The sequence below is a fragment of the Gracilimonas qinghaiensis genome (assembly GCF_046602855.1).
Lineage (GTDB): Bacteria > Bacteroidota > Rhodothermia > Balneolales > Balneolaceae > Gracilimonas.
Window position 1 is genome coordinate 99,599 of the sequence record NZ_JBKINJ010000001.1, and the last position, 24,611, is coordinate 124,209.

The 24,611-nt window shown below is 41.8% G+C and carries 23 protein-coding genes; 19 read left to right on the forward strand and 4 right to left on the reverse strand.

All coding sequences use genetic code 11. The annotated features are described in order from the left end of the window. Positions 1 to 96 precede the first annotated feature (96 nt). The 5 genes from ACKGJO_RS00465 (at position 97) to ACKGJO_RS00485 (ending at position 6,389) form a co-directional block, all read left to right on the forward strand. Positions 97 to 1,512: an MBL fold metallo-hydrolase gene (locus ACKGJO_RS00465; protein ID WP_411321432.1), complete on the forward strand. Its 1,416-nt coding sequence runs from the start codon at positions 97 to 99 to the stop codon at positions 1,510 to 1,512. 267 nt (positions 1,513 to 1,779) lie between these two features. Then, a complete protein-coding gene (locus ACKGJO_RS00470; protein WP_411321433.1) occupies positions 1,780 to 3,507 on the forward strand; it encodes a SulP family inorganic anion transporter in 1,728 nt (575 codons plus the stop codon). 245 nt (positions 3,508 to 3,752) lie between these two features. Then, the gene (locus ACKGJO_RS00475) at positions 3,753 to 4,085 is read left to right on the forward strand and encodes a rhodanese-like domain-containing protein (protein ID WP_411321434.1); all 333 of its coding nucleotides are present in this window, start codon (positions 3,753 to 3,755) and stop codon (positions 4,083 to 4,085) included. Between the two features lie 254 nt (positions 4,086 to 4,339). Then, positions 4,340 to 5,602 carry an NAD(P)/FAD-dependent oxidoreductase gene (locus ACKGJO_RS00480; protein WP_411321435.1) on the forward strand — a complete coding sequence of 421 codons (1,263 nt, stop codon included), beginning with the start codon at positions 4,340 to 4,342 and terminating at the stop codon, positions 5,600 to 5,602. 124 nt (positions 5,603 to 5,726) lie between these two features. Continuing rightward, positions 5,727 to 6,389, forward strand: coding sequence for a sulfite exporter TauE/SafE family protein (locus ACKGJO_RS00485; RefSeq protein WP_411321436.1), 663 nt, complete (start codon positions 5,727 to 5,729; stop codon positions 6,387 to 6,389). A 106-nt stretch (positions 6,390 to 6,495) separates the two neighbouring features. Here ACKGJO_RS00485 and ACKGJO_RS00490 read toward each other — a convergent pair whose 3' ends face one another. Then, positions 6,496 to 7,092 carry a class I SAM-dependent methyltransferase gene (locus ACKGJO_RS00490; RefSeq protein ID WP_411321437.1) on the reverse strand — a complete coding sequence of 199 codons (597 nt, stop codon included), beginning with the start codon at positions 7,090 to 7,092 and terminating at the stop codon, positions 6,496 to 6,498. Positions 7,093 to 7,165: 73 nt separating this feature from the next. Between ACKGJO_RS00490 and ACKGJO_RS00495 the strand changes: the two genes are divergently transcribed. After that, the gene (locus ACKGJO_RS00495; protein WP_411321438.1) at positions 7,166 to 8,581 is read left to right on the forward strand and encodes a rhodanese-like domain-containing protein; all 1,416 of its coding nucleotides are present in this window, start codon (positions 7,166 to 7,168) and stop codon (positions 8,579 to 8,581) included. 66 nt (positions 8,582 to 8,647) lie between these two features. Here the strand turns inward: ACKGJO_RS00495 and ACKGJO_RS00500 are convergent, their stop codons facing one another. Continuing rightward, the gene (locus ACKGJO_RS00500) at positions 8,648 to 9,226 is read right to left on the reverse strand and encodes a DNA-3-methyladenine glycosylase I (protein ID WP_411321439.1); all 579 of its coding nucleotides are present in this window, start codon (positions 9,224 to 9,226) and stop codon (positions 8,648 to 8,650) included. 104 nt (positions 9,227 to 9,330) lie between these two features. On the opposite strand from ACKGJO_RS00500, the gene ppc reads away from it, so the two are divergent. From ppc to crcB, 3 genes are all read left to right on the forward strand, one after another. Further along, the gene (gene ppc, locus ACKGJO_RS00505; RefSeq protein ID WP_411321440.1) at positions 9,331 to 12,132 is read left to right on the forward strand and encodes a phosphoenolpyruvate carboxylase; all 2,802 of its coding nucleotides are present in this window, start codon (positions 9,331 to 9,333) and stop codon (positions 12,130 to 12,132) included. A 68-nt stretch (positions 12,133 to 12,200) separates the two neighbouring features. Then, positions 12,201 to 13,292, forward strand: coding sequence for a branched-chain amino acid aminotransferase (locus tag ACKGJO_RS00510; protein ID WP_411321441.1), 1,092 nt, complete (start codon positions 12,201 to 12,203; stop codon positions 13,290 to 13,292). A 5-nt stretch (positions 13,293 to 13,297) separates the two neighbouring features. Continuing rightward, on the forward strand, positions 13,298 to 13,693 hold the full coding sequence (gene crcB, locus ACKGJO_RS00515) for a fluoride efflux transporter CrcB (RefSeq protein WP_411321442.1): 396 nt from the start codon (positions 13,298 to 13,300) through the stop codon (positions 13,691 to 13,693). An 11-nt stretch (positions 13,694 to 13,704) separates the two neighbouring features. On the opposite strand, the gene ACKGJO_RS00520 is transcribed toward crcB, so the two are convergent. Together ACKGJO_RS00520 and ACKGJO_RS00525 are read right to left on the reverse strand one after the other, a co-directional pair. Next, on the reverse strand, positions 13,705 to 14,634 hold the full coding sequence (locus ACKGJO_RS00520) for a 2-hydroxyacid dehydrogenase (protein WP_411321443.1): 930 nt from the start codon (positions 14,632 to 14,634) through the stop codon (positions 13,705 to 13,707). 72 nt (positions 14,635 to 14,706) lie between these two features. Continuing rightward, the gene (locus tag ACKGJO_RS00525) at positions 14,707 to 15,318 is read right to left on the reverse strand and encodes an NUDIX hydrolase (RefSeq protein ID WP_411321444.1); all 612 of its coding nucleotides are present in this window, start codon (positions 15,316 to 15,318) and stop codon (positions 14,707 to 14,709) included. Between the two features lie 213 nt (positions 15,319 to 15,531). Between ACKGJO_RS00525 and ACKGJO_RS00530 the strand changes: the two genes are divergently transcribed. The 10 genes from ACKGJO_RS00530 (at position 15,532) to ACKGJO_RS00575 (ending at position 24,596) form a co-directional block, all read left to right on the forward strand. Then, positions 15,532 to 16,737: a S8 family peptidase gene (locus tag ACKGJO_RS00530; RefSeq protein ID WP_411321445.1), complete on the forward strand. Its 1,206-nt coding sequence runs from the start codon at positions 15,532 to 15,534 to the stop codon at positions 16,735 to 16,737. 152 nt (positions 16,738 to 16,889) lie between these two features. Beyond that, positions 16,890 to 17,885 carry an adenosine kinase gene (locus ACKGJO_RS00535; RefSeq protein ID WP_411321446.1) on the forward strand — a complete coding sequence of 332 codons (996 nt, stop codon included), beginning with the start codon at positions 16,890 to 16,892 and terminating at the stop codon, positions 17,883 to 17,885. Positions 17,886 to 17,892: 7 nt separating this feature from the next. Beyond that, on the forward strand, positions 17,893 to 18,153 hold the full coding sequence (locus ACKGJO_RS00540) for a PQ-loop repeat-containing protein (RefSeq protein WP_411321447.1): 261 nt from the start codon (positions 17,893 to 17,895) through the stop codon (positions 18,151 to 18,153). Beyond that, positions 18,150 to 18,737, forward strand: a complete 588-nt coding sequence (gene rdgB, locus ACKGJO_RS00545; protein ID WP_411321448.1) for an RdgB/HAM1 family non-canonical purine NTP pyrophosphatase — start codon at positions 18,150 to 18,152, stop codon at positions 18,735 to 18,737. Before ACKGJO_RS00540 ends, rdgB begins: the two co-directional genes overlap by 4 nt. Before the next feature lie 56 nt (positions 18,738 to 18,793). Next, the gene (locus ACKGJO_RS00550; protein WP_411321449.1) at positions 18,794 to 19,759 is read left to right on the forward strand and encodes a N(4)-(beta-N-acetylglucosaminyl)-L-asparaginase; all 966 of its coding nucleotides are present in this window, start codon (positions 18,794 to 18,796) and stop codon (positions 19,757 to 19,759) included. A gap of 2 nt (positions 19,760 to 19,761) precedes the next feature. Continuing rightward, positions 19,762 to 21,288, forward strand: coding sequence for a sodium:solute symporter (locus ACKGJO_RS00555; protein WP_411321450.1), 1,527 nt, complete (start codon positions 19,762 to 19,764; stop codon positions 21,286 to 21,288). Beyond that, a complete protein-coding gene (locus ACKGJO_RS00560; RefSeq protein WP_411321451.1) occupies positions 21,281 to 21,748 on the forward strand; it encodes a nuclear transport factor 2 family protein in 468 nt (155 codons plus the stop codon). The genes ACKGJO_RS00555 and ACKGJO_RS00560 overlap by 8 nt, the downstream gene beginning before the upstream one ends. 69 nt (positions 21,749 to 21,817) lie before the next feature. Further along, entirely contained in the window at positions 21,818 to 22,489 is a 672-nt protein-coding gene (locus ACKGJO_RS00565; protein ID WP_411321452.1) for an FAD-binding oxidoreductase, read from the forward strand. Positions 22,490 to 22,874: 385 nt separating this feature from the next. After that, positions 22,875 to 23,798: an aminotransferase class IV gene (locus ACKGJO_RS00570; RefSeq protein WP_411321453.1), complete on the forward strand. Its 924-nt coding sequence runs from the start codon at positions 22,875 to 22,877 to the stop codon at positions 23,796 to 23,798. Between the two features lie 69 nt (positions 23,799 to 23,867). Further along, positions 23,868 to 24,596 (forward strand): sulfotransferase-like domain-containing protein, encoded by a 729-nt coding sequence (locus ACKGJO_RS00575; protein WP_411321454.1) that lies wholly within the window; start codon positions 23,868 to 23,870, stop codon positions 24,594 to 24,596. Positions 24,597 to 24,611 lie beyond the last annotated feature (15 nt).

Sequence of the window (24,611 nt, forward strand, 5' to 3'; positions counted from 1 at the left end):
CGAAAACCTCAGAATACAGGAATCAGAAGTTTTAATCATTGAGTCCTGATTTCTGAAACCCAAGATTATTTAATAAAACAACACAGGAGACAAATTATGTATTTCAAACAATTCTTTGACGAAAAATTAGCACAGTACGCTTATATGGTTGGTTGTCAGGCAGAAGGTACAGCCATCGTGATCGACCCAATGCGAGACATTGATCAATATATAGAAGCTGCAGCAAAAGAAAACCTGACCATTGTCGGGGCGGCTGACACTCATATTCATGCCGATTACATTTCAGGCCTGAGGGAATTTGCCGAAAGAGGCGTGAAAGTTTATGCCTCTGATGAAGGCGACAAAGACTGGAAATATGAGTGGCTGAAAGGTAGCGACTATGAATACCAACTGCTTAATGACGGTGACGAATTCAGCATTGGAAACATCACCTTCAAAGCATGGCACACGCCAGGTCACACGCCGGAACACTTAAGTTATTTCATTACTGACGGTGCAGCAGCAGATCAACCAATTGGTATTGCAACCGGTGATTTTATTTTTGTAGGTGACGTTGGACGTCCTGATCTGCTTGAATCGGCAGCCGGACAAGAAAACGTGATGGAGCCATCAGCACGTACACTGTTTAAGTCTGTTGAAGACTTTAAGAGCGTACCTGAATTCATGCAGATCTGGCCGGGACACGGTGCAGGCAGTGCATGTGGAAAAGCACTTGGTGCTATCCCTGAAACTACCGTTGGTTACGAGCTGCGTTATAATGCATCTATTAAATCAGCGACTTCAGAGGATGACTTTGTGAAGTTCATTCTGGAAGGCCAACCTGAACCGCCTCTGTACTTTGCTCGCATGAAGCGTGACAATAAAATTGGGCCTAAAGTGATCAAGGGACTACCGCAACCTAAACATCTGACATTGAAAGAGCTGGGTAAATTGGCCGGCAATAAGGATGTTGCCGTACTGGATACCCGTGAAAGAGACGAGTACTCTCAGGGTCACCTTCCGGGTTCACTCCTATCACCTTTGAACAAGCAATATAACACAGTGGCCGGATCCTATATCACAGAAGATGAAGAGATCTACCTGATCGTTGAGGAGCATCAGTTAACCGAAGCTGTTCGTGATCTATACAGAATAGGTCTTGACAACGTCATAGGTTATGTAACTCCGGTTGATCTGGATCATTATGCTGAGCAAGGTGGAGAACTGGAGACACTGGCGGTCGAAACCTTCGATACAATTGACAAATACATAGGTGACGATAACTATCAGATCCTTGATGCCAGAAAAGCTTCAGAATACAGTGAAGGAAATGTCAAAGGAGCACAAAATATTGCTCATACCCGATTACTTCCAAGAATTGATGAAGTGCCAAGCGAACGGAAAATAGTTGTTTATTGTCAGGCAGGCGGCCGTTCTGCAGTAGCAGCCGCCCTGTTACAACGCAATGGTTACGACGTTACCCTTATCGATGATGAGTGGGAAAATTATACCAAAGCAACAGCGACTGCCTAATTATTAAATAGAGAGCGTAGGGACGAATCATATTCGTCCACTACGTGATCTACTTATAAATTTCGGACAGGGTTGCCTATCCATCAAACATTAAAAGATTAGTTAGAAGAGAGTTAAGTTTTTGTACCCCGAAAACCCATCCCAGGGGGAGTTGAGATGCCTTTTGGGTTCTATTAAACAGGAAAATAATAATATTCAGCCATCGGTTTTATACAGGAGTTCTGAGTAATTGACCTGCAATAACCGATTCATAAACGAATTGACACTATGAAATCTAAATCATCCATAACAAAATTCATTCCGATCCTGGATTGGATAAAATCCTATAACTCTGAGGATGCTAAGGGTGACCTGAATGCAGGTATAACCGTGGGCATTATGCTTATCCCACAGGGAATGGCTTACGCAATGCTCGCCGGCTTGCCACCTATCTATGGGCTATATGCCTCAATAGTGCCTCTTATTTTATATGCGCTTTTTGGAACTTCACGACAACTCGCAGTTGGACCTGTGGCCATGGTCTCATTACTTGTTCTGGCTGGTGTGGGTGAAATTGCAGAAGTAGGAAGTGATCGTTTCATTCAGCTGGCTATTATGACGGCTATGGGGGTTGGATTATTCCAGTTCTTTATGGGTGTTTTCAGGATGGGATTTCTGGTGAATTTTCTTTCACATCCCGTTTTGAGTGGCTTTACTTCTGCTGCTGCCCTCATTATTGGCGGCAGCCAGGTTAAGAGTCTTTTGGGTATTGATATTCCACGTACCAATTACGTGCATGAGATCGTGATCAACACCATTAATAAGATTAGTGAGATCGAGCCATTTACTGCTCTGATAGGAATTGGATCCATAGCAATCATCATTCTTTTAAGAAAATGGAAACGCACTTTCCCATCGGCTTTAGTAGTTGTTGGAGTTGGTACCCTTGTGACCTATTTCTTTGGATTAAATGAAATGGGAGTGGCAATAGTGGGGCAAGTGCCGGAAGGTCTTCCAAGTTTTCAAATGACTTCTTTCAACTGGACTGACTTGGAAGCTATTTTCCCAACTGTATTAGTGATCTCATTGGTAGGTTATATGGAATCCATAGCCGTAGCAAAAGCAATCGCAAACAAGCATGGCTATAAGGTAGATCCTAATCAGGAATTGATCGGACTAGGTGCAGCAAATATAGGTGGAGCTTTATTTCAAGCCTATCCAACCACCGGCGGGTTTTCCAGAACGGCTGTTAATGATCAGGCTGGTTCACGTACAGGAATGGCGTCCATAATCAGTGCACTTATAATTGCATTAACCGTACTTTTCCTTACACCGCTTTTCTACTATCTGCCAAATGCAGTTTTAGGCGCCATCATTATTGTAGCTGTGGCCGGATTATTTGATTCATATGAAATGAAGCATCTATGGAAAACAGACAAAAAAGATTTTGCCATGTTGCTGGCAACTTTTATAGCTACACTTGCCCTAGGCATTGAAGAAGGTATTGCGATAGGTGTTATTTTATCTCTGATTATGGTGATCTATAATAGTACTAAACCGCACAGTACAGAATTGGGACGCCTGGGTGAAACCAAGAATTTTAGGAACATTAACAGATATAAAGAGGCTAAGACAGAAGAAGAGATCCTTGTTTATAGGTTCGATTCAGAGTTGTACTTCGCCAATGTAGAACATTTCCGTTCTGCTATAGACAGCTTGATAGACGAAAAAGGTGACAAACTGGAGCTGGTTGTTCTGGATGCCTCTGCTATCAACAGTGTAGATTCAACCGGTGTGCATGCCCTGGAAGAACTGATCGAAGATCTTGCTGAGAAAAATATTGAATTGTATTTCGCCGGTGCCATTGGTCCGGTTCGGGATAAACTTAAGATCAGCGGTATAACCGATGGGTTGAGCATAACTAACTTTTACTTCGACGTGTCTGATGCAATTGAAGCATTCAAAAGAGGACATCAAAAAGATCATGCGTATTCACCGGTTCAAACGAATCTTTAAATAAGTAGTCTGAATAGAATGGAGTTTTTTCGTTGCTGGTGGTATATCTGAAATTTTAACAGGTGTATTTGACTGAAGTTTTGCCAATACCATCACTGTAATTATTGTAATCATATCCGGTATTACTTTGTTGTTAAGTATGAATAAACTTTTAAAGTCAATTGCCATAACAGCCTGATAACATTATGTGGAAAACGATTATAACAATAGCGTCAATTTTAATAATAGGTATTATCATGTTTAACATGTTTACAAAACAATCAAATGGAATCGATATCAGTATCGATGAATTCAAAGAGAAATATACAGAAGAGCAGGGTGTGGTTATAGATGTCCGCACTCAGGAAGAATATGAGGAAGGTCACTTGGTTAAAACCGATAAGCAGCTCGACCTTACAAATGGAGAATTCGAAGAGTCACTTAATAAACTGGATAAAGACAAGACTTACTATCTGTATTGCAGAACCGGCAATCGAAGTGGGCAGGCTGCCAGGATTATGAAGAACGAAGGATTCAAGAAAGTATATAATATTGGCGGATTTGAGGATCTGGCACAGGCCGGTTTTGATGCTGAATAAACTAAAATAGTTCGAAGCTGATGTGTTTAGCCAATCATGGTTTGATTGGTCGTGAAGGGCGTATTTGGTGCGTCCTTTTTCAATGTGGATATTTTAAGGTGCACGTACGCCTATTTTCGTAAGAAGCTTTCTTTAACATATCTTCATAAATAAAAGGTAAATTATTATATCGGATTAAAACCAGGCTTGTTACTACAAGTCGGAAACCGGTCAGATAATTATTTTATTAATAAAAACAAACTATGAGGAGTATTATGGATACAATTTTTGATGTTCTTATTATTGGTGGCGGAACGGGTGGGATAATGACCTCATCTCAGATCTTAAAAAAAGACCCATCGCTAAAAGTTGGGGTAATTGAACCCGGGGATACCCACTATTATCAACCTGCATGGACTTTGGTGGGAGCAGGTACATACGATATGGAAAAAACGGCCAAGCCCATGAAAGAGGTGATGCCGGATAAAGTAACATGGATCAAGGATAAAGCCGTCGGCTTCAAACCAAAAGAAAATAAAGTTACTACTGAGAAAAACGGTGATCTTGAATATAAATATCTGATCGTTTCCCCGGGTTTGGTTATGGCACCGGAGAAGATCGAAGGCTTACCCGAGGCTATGGAGAAAGGTGTTGTGTGCAGTAACTATACCGATCCTGAATATGTTTGGGAAACCCTTAAAAATTTTAAGGGTGGAAACGCTATCTTCACTCAGCCAAATACTCCTTTCAAATGTGGTGGTGCTCCTCAAAAGATTGCTTATTTATCTGCTGATTATATTAGAAATAAGATCAATGACAAGGAATCAAATATTCTTTTTGCAACACCGGGAACGGTGATTTTTGGTGTAACTGAAGTAGCAGAAACACTTCACAAGGTTTTAGATCGATACGATATGGATCTAAAAACCTATCACGCACCTGTCAAAATTGATCCTGAGAATAAAAAAGTATACTACAATTATATCGGAGAAGAGGAGCAAATACCGGGTATCGAAGAAGGCAATAAGTACGGTGCAAAACTGACAGATGATAATCTGGTTGAGATACCTTTTGAAATGCTCCATCTTGCACCTCCTCAAAAAGCTCCGGATTTTGTAGAGGAGTCAGACCTTGTAAATGAAGAGGGTTGGCTGGATGTTGATCATCATTCATTGCAGCACAACAAGTACTCAAATATTTTTGGAGTAGGGGATGTTTGTGCTTTGCCAACAGCCAAGACAGGAGCGGCAATTCGTAAGCAAGCTCCGATCGTGATCGATAATATCTTTAAGCTGATGGCTGATAAAGAAGCCGATAATGCATCTTATAATGGATATTCATCCTGCCCACTTGTAACCGGATATGGGAAAATGGTACTGGCTGAATTCGATTATGATAATAACTTTACGCCAGATCCAAAACTTAAACAGATGCTGATTTTTGACAGTTCCAAGGAACACTATCGGCTTTGGTTACTTAAAAAGTACGTGCTTCCCTATCTGTACTGGCATAAAATGCTGAAAGGTAAGAAGGTTTAAGGGAGTTATTATCCATTCACTAATTCACAAAATGAGTTAGTCAGAAACCTCTTGTTATTCATAGTGACGAGAGGTTTTTTATATTGGTTAATTTTTATCAAAAATTACATTTGGAAAATTTTTCATGATCAATGAATGGCTGATCGGCGGTCTGTTATTTGGGTTTTTAGGCAGTGCACACTGTGTAGGCATGTGCGGGCCTATAGCATTGGCTCTTCCTGTAAATACCATGCAAGGGATAAAAAAATATGCCGGTATATTTCTTTACAACGTGGGTCGAACTATCGTCTATGTTCTTTTAGGATCAATAGTCGGCTTTTTTGGAAAACTGGCCGGTTTAGTTGGCTTTCAAAAATGGTTATCTGTTATTACAGGAATATTGATCATTGCCGCAGTACTGATCCCTAAGGTCAGGAATAAATTGAACAGCTGGCAGGCATTTCCATCAAACCGCATGGGAGTCATCGTCAAGCCTTTCAAAAAGTTAATGAGAAAGGATTCAGTTTCAGCTTTGTTTGCCATAGGATTATTGAATGGACTTCTGCCATGCGGATTTGTCTATATGGCTATAGCAGCAGCTTTAAATACCGGAAGTACCATTTCAAGCATGGTATTTATGACCGGTTTTGGATTTGGGACTATGCCCGCCATGATCGCAGTCGCCTTAAGTCCCGGCTTTCTGAGTCTGGAGATGCGTAGAAAAATACAGAAATTCCTTCCGTGGGCTACTATAGCACTCGGACTGATCCTAATCTATCGAGGGCTGTTTATGATGGGTGGCCATTAGTTTTACTCATGATTTCCGGATAGGTACAAGAGCTATTGCTACTATCCGATATCATTGATTCAGATAAAGATACAAGTTCGAGGGTATATTTATCTTAAAAGGGTGATTACACTGCAGTGGCAACAGCCCGGATCACCATCGCTTTACCCACATGGTGTCTGCCTTCACTCAGGTCGATTTCCATTTCTTCCATGCGTTCAATATCTGTTCCTGCCAGCAGGCCTCTCAGCTTTTCTTTTGTGTAAAGAACACGTTCATCTTTTGGCCCACCCGAATCCCGCCCAAGCTGGTCTACTGAGTAGACTTCAATAATGATAGTAGCTCCCGGTTTCAGGCTCTTGATGATATTTGAGTAAACTTCTTTAATGATCGATCGGGGAAGATGAACATATATGAATGCTGCCGCATCAAATCGATTGTTTCCAAAATCATACTCAGACAGATCGCTTAAGTCATAAGTGATCTTAACGTCCTTTTTTTCAGCCAGTTTCAGGGCCTTTTCTTTAGCTGTGTGACTGTAGTCAACGGCAACTACATCCCATCCTTTCTCTGCGGCATATACTGAATTACGACCTTCACCGTCAGCCGGCAACAGGATCTTTCCAGGCTTGAGATCATCTATCTGCTTTTTAAAAAAAGCATTCGGTTTGGTTCCATATACAAATTCTTCATCAGCGTAACGTTCATTCCAAAAATCTTTCATTTCAGTTTTTGATGGGTGTTTAATGTAGTATTTTCGTACAGTTTAACTAACGGAAATTAACACTATCTCATTCATGTTTTTTCAGCAAATTTTTGAAGAGAAACTGGCTCAATATGCCTACTTGGTTGGGTGTCAGGCCACAGGAGAAGCGATCATCGTAGATCCTATGCGTGATATTCAGCGATACATAGATATTGCAGAAAAAGAAGACCTGAAGATCGTTGCAGTGGCAGAGACGCATATTCATGCGGATTATCTAACCGGTATGCGTGAATTTGCAGAGCAGGGGGTAAAGATGTATTTGTCTGATGAAGGGAATGCCGACTGGAAATATGAATGGGTGATCGGGAGTAATTACGACTATCAATTGTTGAAGGATGGTGATGAATTTGCAATTGGGAACATAAAATTTACCGTAAAACATACCCCGGGCCACACCCCGGAACATATCAGCTATCTGTTAGCAGACGGCGCAACTACGGATGAGCCGATGGGCATTCTATCCGGTGATTTTGTATTTGTAGGTGATGTAGGTCGGCCTGATCTGTTGGAAACAGCAGCAGGAATGCAGGGAGTTATGGAAGGTTCAGCCCGTGTAATGTATCAGTCAATACAAAAGTTTATGGATATGCCGGAGTATTGGCAGGTCTGGCCGGGGCACGGTGCCGGAAGCTCGTGCGGAAAAGCATTGGGAGCTATTCCGGAATCAACGATTGGATATGAGCAGCGGTTCAATGATTCGCTGAAAGCAGCAACTTCAGAACAAGCTTTTGTGGATTACATTCTGGAGGGACAGCCTGAACCGCCATTATATTTTGCACGAATGAAAAGGGATAATAAAAAAGGGCCAAAGATACTTGGAAAGCTTCCTCAGCCGAAAAATATGGCGGTAGCTCAGATAATAGGGGAAGTCCGAATGTCACAGGCTGTAATTCTGGATACCCGTGAGCGAACTGAATTTATGAATGGCCACATTCAAGGCTCTCTGCTATCACCGCTAAATAAAGCCTTTAATACCGTAGCAGGATCATATATTCGTGAAACTGAAAAGATCTTTCTTATCATAGAAGAAAAGAATGTTGAAGAGGCGGTAAAAGATCTGATACGTATCGGCTTGGATAAGATAGCGGGTTACGTGACTCCGGATCAACTGAAGAAGTTTGAAAATGAAGGCGGAGAATTATTTACCACCGAAACCATCGACTTTAAAAAGGCTGAGGAATATCTTGGGGAAGAGAAAGCCTACCTGCTGGATGTAAGAACATCTTCTGAATTTAAGGAAGGGCATATTCCGGGATCTTTGAACATAGCTCATACGCGATTGCTTGATAGAATGGCGGATGTCCCTGATGATAAGCCGGTAATGATATCATGTCAGTCAGGGGCTCGTGCAGCTGCAGCATCTGCGCTGCTAGAAAGCAAAGATTTCGTGGTAAAATACGTGGACGACCTGATCGAGGAATGGATGGAGGCAGATAGCGAACACTGAATTTCTAAGTGACTCGCTTCTAATTCTCTGCATCATAGAAATTTGACATTCGTTATTCTTTGATCACTATTCAATATTTGCGAGCTCCGCAAAGCGAAAACAATCCATAGTGTGATCCATTACCAACCCGCAGGCTTGCATGTAAGCGTACATGATGGTACTGCCGACGAACTTGAATCCGCGTTTTTTTAGATCTTTACTTAGTGCATCAGATTCCGTTGTATTGGACGGTATTTGTTCAATAGTTTCGCGGTTATTTACGATCCGTTCACCCCCAACAAAATGCCATACGTACTTATTAAAGCTTCCGAATTCCTTCTGTATCTCAATGAAATGCCGTGCGTTGGAAATGGCAGACCTGATCTTAAGTTCGTGTCGAACTATGTCTTGGTTTTCCATTAATTTCTGTACATGGTTTTCATCAAACTGTGCGACTTTAGTCGGGTCGAAACCAGCAAATGCATTTCGGTATCCTTCCCTTCGTTTTAATATGGTGGACCAACTTAAGCCAGCTTGAGCACTTTCCAGGATGAGGAATTCGAAATGAATGCGGTCGTCATAAACCGGAACACCCCATTCCTGATCGTGGTATTCAATGTATTCCGGAAACTGACCATCTGCCCATTTGCAACGTTTTGTGCTCATTTTATGTAATTAAAGTGAAAAAAAGACCTTGCCGTAAATATATAAGAGTTTAATTATTTCTACCTTATTAAACTCTCTCACATTCACTTTTAAACAAGTAATTTATGAACTGGAAAGAAACTGTAAAAGATCTGGCTGAAAAAAGTGGAATCAGCGAAAGTCTCTCAAAAAGAGTCATAAAACTTACCGAGATCCTTGAAGAATTGACGATTGAAAAACACGGTGAAGATCTCGTTGATACGCTCGGTCGATTGCCGATCGAGAGTGCCGAAGCCCTGGATCAGGGGAATGAAGAGCTTATTGAAAAGCTGCAAACAGAAATGGAAGGCCTCTCGATCAAGGAGATCAAAGAGATCCTGCAGATGTATACCACTTTTTTTCACCTTGTAAATTCATTGGAGCAACATGAGATCAGCCGGGTAAACCGAAGACGTGAATTTGAAGAAACACCGGAATCGCCGAGAAAGGAAAGTATTGCCGAATCGGTTCATGATATGAAGAAAAACGGTTATAGTTATGTGAAAGCCCTTAATGTATTTCAGCAGATGGATATTCAACCCACTATTACGGCTCACCCCACTGAAGCCCGCCGGCGCAGTGTTTTACTGAAACAGCAGGAACTGGCATCTATGATATCAAGGCTTGGTGATACAGACATCACGCCGGATGAAAAAATAGATCTGCACCGGGAGATCCTGAATCAATTAAACCTTTTACTACTGACAGATGAAGTTCGATCTGAACGACTTACAGTTGAAGACGAGGTGGAGAATGGCCTGTTCTATTTTACTCATTCAATATGGGATTCTATTCCTGTGCTCTATCGTGATATCCGTCAGGCTTTCGATACTTATTATAACAAAAGGCCGGAAGTACCAATCGTATTGAGATATCGATCTTGGATAGGCAGTGACCGTGACGGTAATCCAAACGTGACTTCCAATGTGACCTGGCAAACGGTCATCGAACAGCGCAAAACGGTACTGAATCTGTACCTGGATGAATTGAATGAGCTGCGTCGATATTTGAGTGTATCTGACAAACAAGCTGAAGTTTCCAGAGAACTGGAGGAATCAGTTAATAAAGATGAAAAAGAATTTCCGTTATCTGAACGTTTTGAACGCCGTTATAAGCATGAAATGTATCGGCGGAAGGTGACACACATGATGCATAAGATCCGTTTTCTGATCGAAAAGCTATCTAAAGATAAACAGGATATCGTGCAATCGGCTCAAATCTATACAAATATTGACTTTATAGATGATCTGGAGATTATTAAGGAAAGCTTGGTTGAAAATGGGTTATCCGGACTTTCTGAGCAGGGGCGACTGCAGGATCTGATAATTCGGGCCAGAACATTTGGGTTTCATTTAAGCTCGCTGGATATTCGTCAGCATAGCAGCCTGCATGAAGAGACTGTAGAGGAATTATTAGCTCAGGCAAACGTACTCACTAATTATAGTGAATTGAGTGAAGACGAAAAGATCGATACGCTGGTGAAGGAGCTTAGTAATCCCCGGCCGCTAAGTCCGGTCAAAAGTGACAGGTCCGAAGTTTCAGATAAAGTGATGACCGTTTTTGAGGAGATCAGCGATATGCTGGCGCTTAACCCCGATATCTTCGGAAGTTATATAATCAGTATGACTCACGGCATCAGTGATATGCTGGAAGTAATGCTGATCGCAAAAGAAGCGGGTCTTTGGAGTTATAGAAAAGGCGAGGTTGACAGTCAGATCGATGTAGTACCATTGTTTGAGACTATTGAAGATCTCGAAGAAAGTGCCGGCTTGATGGAACAAATGTTTGAACATGAACTTTTTTCGAAATACTTAAAATCCCGCGATAATTTTCAAGAGATCATGTTGGGGTATTCCGATAGTAACAAAGATGGTGGTTACTGGATGGCCAACTGGGCACTCGATAAGGCACAATACGAACTCGGTTCTGTGTGCCGAAAGCATGAGGTTGACTTCAGGCTGTTTCATGGTCGGGGTGGAACCGTGGGGCGTGGGGGCGGACAATCAAATCAGGCCATTGTTGCTATGCCGGCTGTCGCAAATAACGGCCGCATCCGGTTCACTGAACAGGGTGAGGTGATCTCGTTCCGATACATGTTGCCATCAATCACTCATAGACATTTAGAGCAGATCGTAAATGCCATGGCTACGGTCACGATGGCTCAGCATGATGAAGTGACTGGATATCTTTCAGGTAAGGAAAATGAAAGAGATGTCATCGAAACAATAGCCGAAACCTCTATGAAGGTATATCGTGAATTGATTGACGCCCCTGATTTTTGGGATTGGTATTCCGGAATCACTCCGATCGAACATATTGGTAAACTGCCGATCGCCTCAAGGCCGGTTTCGAGAGGTTCCTCAGATGATATGACGTTTGATACCCTTCGTGCCATACCCTGGGTATTTGCATGGACACAGGTTCGTTATAACACACCCGGATGGTATGGTATTGCCGAGGGTATTGAAGCGGCCATCGAGAAGAATGATAAAGGTATGAGTATATTACAAAAATGGCATAAGGAATGGACCTTTTTTCGCACGGTACTGAATAATTCTCAGCGTGAAATGGCGAGAACCCATTTACCGACCTCAGATCTGTATAATTTCGAACCATCGAAATTTCATGATCAACTCATTCGTAAGTTCGGCGAAGCTGAAAGCAGGGTCACAGAAGTAACCGGTAACGATCATATTCTGGATCATAACAAAGTGATACAAAATTCGATATTATTCCGGAATCCATTTACCTATCCAATGAATTTTATACAGGCAGAGTTACTAAAAAGGTGGAGAAAAGCAGAAAATCAGGCCCAGAAAAAAGAATTGACTGAGGTACTGTTTCTTAATATCAATGGTATAGCTGCGGCAATGCAGAGCACGGGTTAATGCATGGATAAACATTAATTAACAGACACAAAACTGTAATTTATTCAGAAAGATGTTATTTTAATACTATGATGAATGAGACAATAGCCAATACCAATATTACCGTAAAACCAGTTACCGACAGCCGTATTAACGAAGTTGATTTCGATAACCTCGTTTTTGGCCGAAAATTCTCAGACCATATGTTTGAGATGGTATATGAAGATGGAAAGTGGGGTGAGCCACTCATAAAACCATATGGATCTTTCCAGATCACCCCTGCAACAAATGTCCTGCATTATGGACAGGCTGTTTTTGAAGGTATGAAAGCGTTCTATGTAGACGAAAATACCGTTCATATCTTTAGGCCGGATGTTCACCATCAAAGGTTTAATAATTCCTGCAGAAGGATGTGCATCCCTGAAACGGACTATGAGACATTTATAGAAGCTCTTGAGACGCTAATTAAATTGGATCGCCAGTGGATCCCCAAAAAAGCGGGGACCGCACTATATATTAGGCCGTTTATTTTTGCTTCTGACGATCTTTTGGCTGCTCGTTCATCAGATACATTCACCTATCAGATCATAACCTCACCGGTAGGTGCATATTATGCGGAGGGATTTAATCCTGTGTCGCTTACCACAACTGATGAGTATGTCCGCGCGGTTGAAGGTGGAACCGGAGAAGCTAAAGCTGCTGGCAACTACGCAGGAAGTTTTCTTCCGGCACAAAAGGCTAAAGCCAAAGGATATACACAAGTTCTCTGGCTGGATGCAAAAGAGCATAAGTATGTTGAAGAAGTTGGAACCATGAACATCCATTTCCTTATCGGGGAAACTTTAGTTTCACCGGCACTGACCGGATCTATCCTTCCAGGGGTAACACGCCGGTCCGTTTTGGCCTTAGCTGAGGAGTGGGGGCTGAAGGTTGAAGAAAGACGTATTACTATTGATGAAGTTTTTAAAGCTCACGAAAATGGAGAGTTAAAAGAAGTCTTCGGCTCCGGTACAGCAGCTGTTGTTTCTCCGGTAGGACTTATTCATCATCAGGGCAAAAACATCGAATTGGATCGTGAAAAACCCGGCGACTTTGCTCAGAAATGCTTTGATGAGATCACGGGCATTCAATACGGGAGAAAGGAAGATAAACATGACTGGATCCATAAGATCGATATCTAAATCGAATGATGAATGTTGATCTGATCAAAATTCTGGTAGTCGGTTCCGGTGGTTTTATAGGAGCTGTTTCACGTTACCTGATCTCCGTATTTGCCATATCACAGGTTCCGCATTCCAAACTTCCATACGGGACTGTTGCCGTCAATCTTATTGGATGTTTGCTAATAGGTTTTTTAGCCGGATTGTTTGAGATAAAATCGTGGGCAAACCCCGAATTTCGTCTCTTTATTTTTGTCGGTATCCTGGGTGGTTTCACAACCTTCTCAACCTTCTCCCACGAAACGTTTCTACTCTTCGAAAATGGCAAACTGTTGATGAGCATAGCAAACCTTAGCTTTCAGGTAATATTCGGACTGGTCTTTGTGTGGTTGGGTTACCAGTTGGTCCGTTTGTTTAGTTGAGGAGAGCTGTATTAATACCCCTTCTCTCTATCCACTTCGTACATCAATTCCATTCCAGACATTGCTCGCTTATAATTTTCTACGATAACTTTGGCAGCTTCTTCAGTAGGAGTTATAGCCGCGATATGCGGTGTTATCATGATCTGTTTTCGATTCCAGAAAGTATGGTTATTTGGAAGGGGTTCTTCCTCAAATACATCGAGGCAGGCTCCTTCAAGGTAATTCATATCAAAAGCATAGATGAGGTCTTCCTCAACAAGATGGCTGCCTCTGCCTACATTGATCAGATATCCGGGCTTTTTTAGTTTTTTAAAGAGGTTTAGGTCAAGGATTCCATCAGTTTCATCGGTCAACGGAAGCAAGTTTACCAACATTTTCACTTCTCCAAGAAAGGTATTGAGCTCATCGTTTCCTGCAAATGATTCTACGCCGTCAATATCTTTTTTATTTCGTGACCAACCAAAAACCTTATATCCTTGTTCCACCAATAATGTTGCAACAGACAGACCCATTTCGCCTAAACCCATGACTCCAACAGGGGTATTTGCTTTAGAAATATTATTGAATTGCTTCCAGATACCGGTCTTCTTCTGCTCAAAATAGCGGTTAATATGAAGCCTGTAGTTTGTGATGGCGTTTAAAACATAGTCTGACATTTGTGTTTGCAGCGATTCAGTGATCAATCTCGCGATAGGAATTTCGTCAGCAAGACTTTCATCATCCAACAAGTGATTGACACCGGCGCCAAGGGAGGATACTGCTCTTAGGTTTGGGTAGTTACCCAACACCTTATCCGGATGATTCCAACAGACAGCAAAATTTACTCTTTCTTTTTTGCTAACCCTTGGCCAAACCTCAACATCTATATTTGGATCCCGATCTAGGATCGCCTGCTTTAATGATGAGAAATCCCGGTTTTTAGCAATTAATAATAATGACATGTATTCTCTGATTGATGAGCCTGAAGATAATGATTCAAAAAGACAGGTATTAGATTCCCGTTATAAAAATGTTTACTTCCGTTGGTCTTGAAGAAAATCTTGATATAGTTCGATTAACTCACTCATCATCATGGCTGTTGCTCCCCATAGCGGTACTCGGTGAATATTCCAGAATGGTACTCTATAGGGAGTTCCTCTGAGGTTCCATTCTTCATAAACCAGATTTTTTTCTTCAATCAATTCATCCAAAGAAACGGAGATGATCTCGTCTACTTCATTTGGATTAGGAGTGAAAAGCTGCTCCCGCTCAAGAAAGGCAACCACAGGTGTAACCATATTGTCGGAGTGTCCGACATATAGTGAGGTGAGAGTGCCGGTTATTTTTACGCCATCATTGTGTAAACCTATCTCTTCCTGTGCCTCGCGAAGAGCCGTTTCAAATATAGTTTCATCACCTTCTTTGCCGCCACCGGGGAAACTTAACTGACCACCATGATTGATGTCCTGTGTTCTCAAAGTCAGTAAAACCTCGAGTTCATTTTTCCAGGCGATCAAAGGAACGAGCACGCTGCTGTTACGAAAATCATCGTTGGCAGGTTCGTAATGTCGAATCGCATATTCCTTGTTCAAAGGGTTTGGAGCCATTTTTTTTTGGGAATCTCGCCCCGGAAGACTGTTACTCAAACGCTCTTGTAAATACTTGTGAAATTTAATTTGTAACAAAGTGGAAAATTAAAACTGTTTAATGTATGATATCGGATGTGCAGGCAGTACAACCTGAATTGTTTCTTTTGGGCAAGACAGGTCAAGTCATAATGTACTGCATATTCAACATTAAATATAACTACTCATTTATTGGGTATAAGTAAAACAATAACCAAAAAAGGTTAATCAAATATGCAGAATAGAATACTTAGAAAAATAACTGCAGCGGCATTGGTACTAATGTTTGCAGTTGTAGGATGTCAAAATGTAACTGAAGTTGCAGAAACCAATGATCAATCAATAGATCAGGTCATAGATGGTCAATATATTGTGGTCATGAAAGGTTCTGATTCAGGTAAATTTAAGCTGGGTGATGTGCGACAGGTTGAAGAAGTTCGCAGCAAACTCGTAGCAGAAGCGAAGATCGCACCTGAAAAGATCGTTCATAAGTACAATAATGTGATCGCCGGTTTTACAGCTCAGTTAAGTGATGCTCAACTTGATAAACTAAAAAATAGCGACAACGTTGATTACATTGAAGAAGATAGAATTTATACGTTTGCTCCTCCATGTGGTACACCTAACGGCGGGCCATGTGATGATCCCAATGATGGTGGAGGAAGCTCTTCTCAAGTCACGCCATATGGTATTACTCGAGTTAATGGAGGTACAACCTATACAGGCAGTAACGTAGCCTGGGTTATTGATTCAGGGATCGATCTTGATCATCCTGATCTGAATGTTGATGCCTCAAGAGGTTATAATGCGTTCACTTCCGGTCGTGATGGCAAAAGCTTAGATGATGGAAACGGACACGGAACTCATGTTGCCGGTACTATTGCTGCCCTTGATAATACTGAAGGTGTGATCGGTGTTGCAGCCGGTGCTACTGTTATTCCGGTTAAAGTTCTGGACAGTCGCGGAAGTGGGTCTTATTCCGGTGTAATTGCCGGCGTTGACCATGTGGGTGCTAATGCTTCAGCCGGTGATGTAGCTAATATGAGCCTTGGTGGTCCAACTTCCGATGCATTGGATGATGCTGTACTAACTGCTTCTTCAAATGGTATTTGGTTTTCATTGGCTGCAGGAAATAGCAGCGAAGATGCAAATAACTCTTCACCTGCAAGGGTAAATGGAAGTTATATTGTTACCATTTCTGCAATGGACAGTAATGATGATTGGGCTAGTTTTTCCAATTATGGAAACCCTCCGGTTGATTATGCGGCACCCGGTGTGAGTGTTAATTCAACTTGGAAAGACGGTGGCTATAACACCATTAGTGGTACTTCAATGGCTGCTCCACATGCTGCCGGTGTTTTACTTCTGGGTAATGCCGGGACAGATGGAAATGTTAATGGAGACCCTGACGGAACTCCTGACCCAATTATAGTTAACTGATAAGTCGATCAAGTATATTTACTTAAAAAGCTTTCCCGGTAATTCGGGAAGGCTTTTTTTATTAGCTACAGGTTTTTAAAGCTGACATCATGTACGTATTTTTACAGTCTTAAAAATTTACGAACCCATCCGGAAATACTGATAAATTATATATGAAGAAAAAGTACAATGTGTACGGAATTGGAAATGCTTTGGTAGATCTTGAATTTAAGGTGACACCAAAGTTTTTAAAAGAACACAAAGTTCAGAAGGGACTGATGACCCTGGTTGATGAAGATACTCAACACAGACTCATCAAAGCTATTGATCATAATGACACGATTAAAAAATCCGGCGGTTCAGCGGCCAATACGATGATCGCTGTCAATCAGTTTGGAGGCAAGTCTTTTTACTCCTGTAAAGTAGCGGAAGATGAGTTTGGTGATTTTTATTTGAAGGATATGGAAGATGCAGGAATTCCAACAAACTTCGACCGGCAGGATAGAGAAGAAGGCATTACAGGTAAATGTCTGGTCATGATCACAGAAGATGCTGACAGAACCATGAATACCTTTCTGGGAATATCATCAGGTCTTTCTGTCAATGAAGTGGATGATCGGGCAATCAAAGATTCAGAATATGTATACTTAGAGGGATACCTGGTTGCTTCAGAGCATGGCCTTGAGGCTATGAAATACACCAAACGAGTGGCCGAAGAGAATGGTATTAAAACAGCTATCACCTTGTCTGACCCATCCATTGCTCATGCTTTTAAATCGCGGTTCCGCGATGTTATCGGCGCCTCAGTTGATCTATTGTTCTGCAATGAACAGGAAGCTAAAACATTTACCGGGAAAGAGGACCTCTTGGGAGCTCGTGAAGCATTAAAGCAGGAGGCCAAACGGTTTGTTATCACCCAAGGAAAGAATGGGGCTATGATCTATGATGGAGATACCTTCATCGATATCGAACCATATGATGTGAAAGCAGTTGATACAAACGGAGCAGGAGATATGTATGCCGGAGCTTTCCTTTACGGTATCACAAATGATCTTGGTTTTGCTAATTCTGGAAAACTCGCCAGTCTGGCCGGTTCTAAGATCGTATCCCAATACGGGCCAAGACTGAAATGGCATGAAGCACAGGAAATACTTCACGAATTAAAATAAAAGAAGAATGACAGGAATTGAATTAATGGGCTGGGCAGGTTTTGGAATATTGGTTGCTGCCTGGATACCACAAACTATAGATACGGTTAGAAGAGGCAGTACTCAGATCAACCTCGCCTTCGTGATCATGTACTTTACATCCAGTTTATTGCTAACTATCTATTCTATTTTAATAAGTGATCCTGTTTTTACAGCCTTAAACGCACTTCTTACACTCGGCAGCGGAATCAATATGTATTACAAATTCTTCCCAAGAAAAGAAGGATGAAAATGGATAAACTGGTAATCGCTTCAAGAAATAAGCATAAGATCGTGGAGATGCAGCAGATGCTCAGTCCACTAGGTATCGAGGTGCTGTCAACTCAGGACTTCCCTGATTTGGAAGAAGTTGTCGAAGATCGGCCAACACTTAAAGGTAACGCACTTAAAAAAGCAAGGTATGTCTCTGCTGAAACGGGCCTTCCGGCGCTATCCGATGATACAGGGTTGGAAGTGGAAGCTCTGAACGGTGACCCGGGTGTATATTCTGCCAGATATGCCGGGCCGTCTGCAACTTACGAGGACAATATACTCAAACTAATGGATAAACTTGAAGGAAAGGAAGACCGAAATGCAAGGTTCAGGACCATTGTAGCACTCGTTGATAAGGAGAGAGAGTTTACATTTGAGGGTATTTGCACAGGAAAGATCATTGGAGAACAAAGAGGAAGTGAAGGCTTTGGTTATGACCCTGTCTTTCTTCCTGAAGGATACGAAAAGACTTTTGCAGAGTTGGACGGCTTAACCAAAAACAAGATATCCCATCGGGGTAAAGCTGTTGAAAATTTTGTGAAATTCCTGAAAGAGATGTGAATCTGATCGCTGAATAACTTATCTACCTGCTGCTGAACTAAATAAAGGAATTACTCATGTTCGATCGTAAACAGTTTCTGAAAACCTCGATTGCAGGCTTGCTGCCACTTGGATTTACCGGTTTCACTTCACCCAAAATATACTCCGGTAAAAAGCCGGTGGTGATCTCAACATGGAGGACGGCTGTAAATGCAAACAAATCCGCATGGTCAGTTTTAACCAAAGGTGGTTATGCTTTGGATGCAGTAGAAGAAGGTGTAAAAGTTGAAGAAGCCAATCCCGATAACAGCACTGTTGGATATGGCGGAAGACCCGATCGTGATGGAAGAGTGACCCTGGATGCCTGCGTGATGGATGAGACCGGTAATTGCGGTTCAGTGGCCTGCCTTGAAAATATCATGCACCCGGTTTCTGTTGCCCGAAAGATCATGACAGATAGTCCGCACGCCATGTTGGTCGGACCAGGTGCAAAGCAGTTTGCCCTATCGCAGGGATTTAAAGAACAGGATCTGCTAACACCTGAATCTAAAGCAGCGTGGGAAAAATGGCTGGAAAGTGGGAATTATTCACCACCCACTATCAACATTGAAAATCACGATACCATAGGAATGCTGGCTTTAGACAGCCAGGGAAGGATTTCAGGGGCCTGTACCACGAGCGGTGCGGCCTGGAAGATGCATGGAAGGGTGGGAGATTCGCCGATCATCGGCTCAGGACTCTTCATCGACCCAATGATTGGAGGAGCCGTGGCAACCGGGTTGGGAGAGGAAGTTATCAAGACAGCCGGTAGCCATTTGGTGGTAGAAATGATGCGGGCAGGGCACTCGCCCAATGAAGCCTGCAAGATCGCCGTTGAGCGGATCATTGAAAGAGATCCCAAAAATAAGGAGGGTGTTCAGGTTGCTTACATTGCATTGAACACGGACGGAGCCTATGGCGGTTACAGTATCCGAAAAGGCTTTGATTCAGTAGTTACGGATCCTGATGGAATGCGTACTGAACAAGTAGGATACCTGTACTAAGTATGGCATTTTCGTTCATTGATTACATCGTTATCATTGTTTATCTGGTAGGCGTGGCTTTTCTTGGGTTAAGAACTTCCGGTAAGCAAACCTCAAATAAAGATTATTTTCTTGGTGGGGAAGGCATGCCATGGTGGGCCGTCCTATTTTCTATCGTTGCAACTGAAACAAGTACGCTTACTTTTATCAGTATACCTGCCGTTGCTTATGCGGGTAATTTGACCTTTTTACAGATCACAGTTGGATATGTGGTAGGCCGGGTTGGTGTAGCACTCTTCTTTCTGCCAAAATATTTTGAAGGTGAGCTTCTGACTGCATACACATTTTTGGAACGCCGTTTTGGGGCCGGTATGAGAAATGCGGCAAGCACCACATTCATGATCACACGTCTGTTGGCGGATGGGGTTCGATTATTTGCCACGGCTATTCCTCTGGCTATTATACTTCGATTAGGCGGTGCCTTTACCGGCATGGATGATCTTCAGCTATACATCATTTCCATTGCTGTAATAACTGGAATCACATTGATCTATACCTTCTTCGGCGGAATCAAAGCGGTAGTTTGGATGGATTTCGTGCAAATGATTGTGTATATAGGAGGCGCAGTCATTGCCATATTTGTGCTCTGGAATAATTTGCCTGAAAATTTTTCACTTCCCGATCAGAAACTACAGGTCATTAATCTCGGGTTTGATCTTAGTTTTGAAGAGTTCATTAAACAGCCATATACACTGATCACCGCTATTATTGGAGGAGCTGTATTCTCTTTAGCTTCCCATGGAACCGATCATTTGCTGGTGCAGAGAGTGCTGGCAACCGGAAGTTTAAGATCCGGACAAAAAGCCATGATATGGAGTGGGATAGTGGTCATGCTACAGTTTGGATTGTTCCTTGGGATCGGATTATTGTTGTTTATGTTCTATGAAGGAGTCTCGGCTAATACGCTTGGTTTGGCTACCACGGATGAAATATTTGCCAAATTTATTGTTGAACAGCTACCAGTTGGAATTTCCGGACTGATAGTAGCGGCTCTTTTTGCAGCTGCTATGAGCAGTCTCAGTTCCTCTTTGAACTCACTGGCATCCTCAACTACCTATGATCTATACAAACCTTATTTCGGGAAAGGTAATACCGACACTGAAGACTTGGCGATATCCAGAAAGATCACTCTCGGTTGGGGGATGATATTGTCTGTTTCTGCGATATTCTTTGCTTTCCTCCAATTACAGGGAGGCGAAAGGCCTGCAATTGTAGAATTGGGTCTGGGTATTGCCTCCTATACTTATGGAGGATTATTGGGTGCATTTCTACTGGGAATGCTTTTTGAAAAACCTGACAAAAAAGATGCCATGATTGGTTTTTTTACGGGACTGATAGCATTGTTATTTATGGTTCAGGGTCCGGTTCAAAACATGTTACCGGGAAATGGATTGGCTATTGCCTGGCCACTTTATACTTTATTGGGATCTTTGGTTGTGGTAATTACAGGATTAGTTTCAAGTAAGCTGAGGTATTTTAAACATGAATAAAAATGAAGAGGTAATTCGAAAATTATACTCAGCTTTACAAAGAGTGGATCATGAAGATATGATACGGTGCTACCATCCAGAAGCAATATTTAAAGATCCGGTTTTTGACCTGAGGTCTAAAAAGGAAATTACAGGTATGTGGACCATGCTCTGCAAAAAGGCAAAGGAATTTGAGTTTCATTATGATCAGGTTCAGGCCAATGAAGAGGAAGGGAAAGCACAGATAAAAGCTAAGTATTTATTTACTCAAACGAATAGGATGGTTGTAAACAAAATTGATGCCCGTTTTAAATTTAAGAATGGGTTGATCATTGAACACATTGACTCCTTTGACTTCTGGATATGGAGTTGGCAGGCATTAGGATTTTTCGGGCTTATTTTGGGATGGTCTTCTTTTCTTCAGAAGAAAGTGCAGCAGAAAGCCTACAATAATATGAAGACTTTTATACCACGATTCTAAGAACGCGAACTGAATGTTTTAGAAGTCATAATTGTATCTATTTATGAATACCAAAAGAATTAAAGAATTATGGCTTATACACAGAGAATTATAAACATTGAAGACGTAACACACGATGTAAAGCAGTTTACTTTGGAAAAGCCAGAGGGTTATGAATTTGAACCGGGACAAGCCACCGAAGTAGCTGTTGATAAGAAAGGATGGAGGGATAAAAAACGTCCTTTTACTTTTACTTCCCTTAATGATGACGAATTTCTGCAGTTCACTATAAAAATTTATCCTGACCACAATGGGGTAACCGAAGAAATTGGAAGGCTGAAAGTAGGAGATTCTTTCATTATCGGAGACCCGTGGGGAACCATTCAATATAAAGGTGAAGGCGTATTTTTAGCCGGAGGTGCCGGAGTAACACCTTTTATCGCTATCCTCAGAGATAAGAATAAAAAGAGAGAGTTGGGTGACAACAAATTGATCTTTTCAAATTCTACAGATAAAGATGTGATCTTGAATGCAGAATTTGAGGCTATGTTGGGTGATCAGTTTGTGAGTGTGATCACTGATGAGCCTACCGATGATCATATCTTTTTGGACGGATTTATTGACAAGGAGTTTCTTAAATCACAGATCGACGATTTCGATCAGCCATTCTATGTTTGCGGGCCGGAGGAATTCAACAAATCGATGATGAAATATCTCAAGGAATTGGGTGCTAACCCGAACGCATTGGTCTTTGAAGAGTAAGGTCCACAAATAGTCCGCTTTGTAGGGCTAGCTTATATAGCTTTAATGGCAAAAAGGTATCCGGTTCAGAACCGGTTCATTTAATGAGTGCCTTCTGAGATGGTTTTAAAGTTGATTAGTAATACTTTAGGGTTGAACAAAATCGGTAACCCGGGTTTGTTCATCTTGTTAACCTTCCGGTTTTTCGGGGTGTGTTTATCACACAAATCAAAAGATCTCTTCAGCACGGCTGGAGAGATCTTTTTTTACATAAGAACAATTGAGAAGTCCCGAACAGAATTTTTCAATGCCTTTCTTTGCATGTGTAATTATTACAGTTGCTTACTTATAAATGAGAATAGGTGAGTTATTCTTCTGTTTTATGTATGTTCATTCTAAAAATTAAATGGCACACGGCACCCATAACGCAGTAGATGATCCGAGGAATGAAGAAGTCCTCATTTACATAAATGGCGAGTTAAAACCTCGTTTGGAAGCTAAGGTCTCAGTTTTCGACAGTGGCTATCTGGTTGGTGATGGAGTGTGGGAAGGATTCAGGCTTCATAACGGTGTTCTCGTTTTTCTGGAAGAGCATCTAGATCGATTATATCAGGGAGCCAAGACCATTGGTATGGATCTAAAGATGGATCGAGATCAAATAAGAAAGGCCATATGGGAAACCCTCGAGGCCAACAATATGGAACATGGAGTTCATGTTCGTCTCATGTTTACAAGAGGTATTAAAAAAACGCCATCACAGGATCCCCGGCTTACCATAACCGGACCAAACTTGGTGATCATTGCTGAGCACAAGAAAGCGGATCCTGAAAGCAGTAATAAAGGGGTGACCTTGTTTACGAGCACGATTCGTAGAGGATCACCTGATTACCTGGATCCTCGTTTGAACTGTCACAGTAAGCAACATGAGGTACAGGCACTTATTCAGGCTATAGAGGCCGGAGCGGATGAAGCGTTAATGCTAGATGTGAATGGTTTTGTTTCGACTTGTAACGCCACGAATTTCTTTTTGGTTAAGGGAAATGAAGTGTGGACATCTACAGGTCAGTACTGTATGAATGGTATCACCCGTGGTAAAGTGATCGAAGTCTGCCACAAAGCCGGCATTGTTTGCAAGGAAAAGAATTTTTCACTGTTTGAAGTGTATGGAGCTGATGAGGCATTTGTAACCGGAAGCTTTGGAGGGTTAACACCTGTTACAAAAATTGATGGCCGGTTGATCACAAGATTGGTTCCCGGAAAGATGGTTTCCAAACTTCAGCAATTGTATGAACAGGAAATTGAGGAAGCTACGGGCAGTCAATTTGCTTAAAGAGTCAGAATAATTTAAATCTGAAGCTGTTTTGCTTCAGGTCACAATCAAAAAGTAAAGATAAAATACATGCTAAAGACAAAAAGAATTTGTTTGTGGAGCGGTCCACGTAATATCTCTACCGCATTAATGTATTCTTTTGCTCAACGTGAAGATACTACAGTAGTTGATGAGCCTTTATACGCACATTACCTGGTTAACACTGATGCCAAAAACTACCACCCCGGCGCTGAGGAAGTGATAGAAAGTCAGGAGAGTGATGGCCAGAAGGTTATTGATGATGTTATTCTGGGTGATTATGATACACCGATCGCATTCTTTAAGAATATGACACATCATCTGGTGAATCTGGACTGGGACTTCCTGGAAAAGACTATTAATGTGATACTCACCAGACCACCTAAGGAAATGCTACTATCATACTCGAAACAGGTCAAGAATCCAACCATGCAGGATGTGGGTTATGAAAAGCATCTTGAGTTGGTGAAATACCTGAAATCTATAGGAAAAAAACCTGTGATCGTTGATTCAAAAGACATCCTGCAGTATCCGCAATCACGATTAAGGGAGCTTTGTGGTACATTGGGAATTCCATTTGATGAAGCTATGCTGAAATGGCCAGCCGGTCCTCGTAAGGAAGACGGAGTGTGGGCGAAGCACTGGTATCATAACGTACACCGGTCAACCGGATTCAGGGCATATAAAGCTTCAGCAGATCCGATTCCGGAACACTTGGAAGATCTGCTCGAACGATCTGAAGAAGCCTATGAAGAGCTTTTGACCTATGCCGGTGATTAATAAAAAAAGCTCACA